The 402-nt window shown below is 31.1% G+C and carries 1 protein-coding gene; it reads right to left on the bottom strand.

Going from position 1 to position 402, the window contains the following annotated elements; translation table 11 throughout:
* Positions 1-8: 8 nt before the first annotated feature.
* A partial coding sequence (locus HZY83_RS03725; RefSeq protein ID WP_179942734.1) for a sensor histidine kinase occupies positions 9-402 on the bottom strand: 394 nt, incomplete at its 5' end.

Below are 402 nucleotides of genomic sequence, written 5' to 3'. Positions count from 1 at the left end.
TTCTCAAATTATTCATCTATAAAAGTAACTTTGAAGGTCGAACCTTCTCCAAGTCTACTATTTATGTTGATTCGTCCGTTATGGGCTTCGACAATATGTTTAGTTATTGATAAACCTAAACCTGTACCGCCAGAATCTCTACTTCTCGCTTTATCTACTCTGTAGAAACGTTCAAAGATATGTTTTTGATCCTTGGCGCTAATACCAATTCCGAAATCTTGAATTTCTAAATTAACCTTTTTACCCTCTCTAAATACTCGTACAATTACCTTATTGTCCTCAAGAGAATAATTAATCGCATTTGAAAGTAAGTTAGTAATAACTTGAGCAATTTTATTTTCATGAGCTTCTATAATGACATCTTTTTCACTTTCAGGTTGAATTTCAATATTTTTATTTATA

It is taken from the genome of Gemella sp. GH3, assembly GCF_013415425.1.
In the GTDB taxonomy this organism is placed as follows: domain Bacteria; phylum Bacillota; class Bacilli; order Staphylococcales; family Gemellaceae; genus Gemelliphila.
This window is presented reverse-complemented; position numbering and strand designations above follow the sequence as displayed.